Source organism: Bartonella taylorii 8TBB (genome assembly GCF_902825155.1).
Lineage (GTDB): Bacteria > Pseudomonadota > Alphaproteobacteria > Rhizobiales > Rhizobiaceae > Bartonella > Bartonella taylorii_A.
Genome location: NZ_CADEAG010000133.1, coordinates 1 through 441, shown reverse-complemented (window position 1 = coordinate 441; position 441 = coordinate 1). Strand labels below are relative to the sequence as shown.

Sequence of the window (441 nt, the reverse complement as noted above, 5' to 3'; positions counted from 1 at the left end):
GTTATATTTTAAGGGCGGAATTTGATATAAAAACTTAGGGAAATACGGTGCTAAAAACTGAATAACGCCCCAACTTATCAGACTTCCTAAAATTGTACCCGCTAAAACATCAAAGGGATAATGTACACCAACAAAGATGCGCCCCCAACAGATCAAGCATACAAATAATGCTGCAAACTTAAAAGCAATTTTGTATCGGTAAAAATAAAGACTCGCCATATAAGATGCAATAGTTAAGGCATGATTACTAGGAAAAGAAGCTGTCGCATGATGTTTAATTAACGGTGTTGCTAACCCCATAACAAACGGGCGTGGATGAAAATAAATAAGAGAAATGAGATAACCTATAAAAAGAGCCGCACAAATTGCTACGCAAATGCTCAGCACTACGCGTCGTTCCATCTCTCCACCAGAGAACCATAGCACAAAAAGATGTATAGG

General features: G+C 38.1%; 1 protein-coding gene. It reads right to left on the bottom strand.

Translation table 11 applies throughout. The features are described 5' to 3' along the window. On the bottom strand, positions 1 to 441 hold a 441-nt coding region (locus J7R13_RS08990), incomplete at both ends, for an undecaprenyl-diphosphatase (protein WP_208438320.1).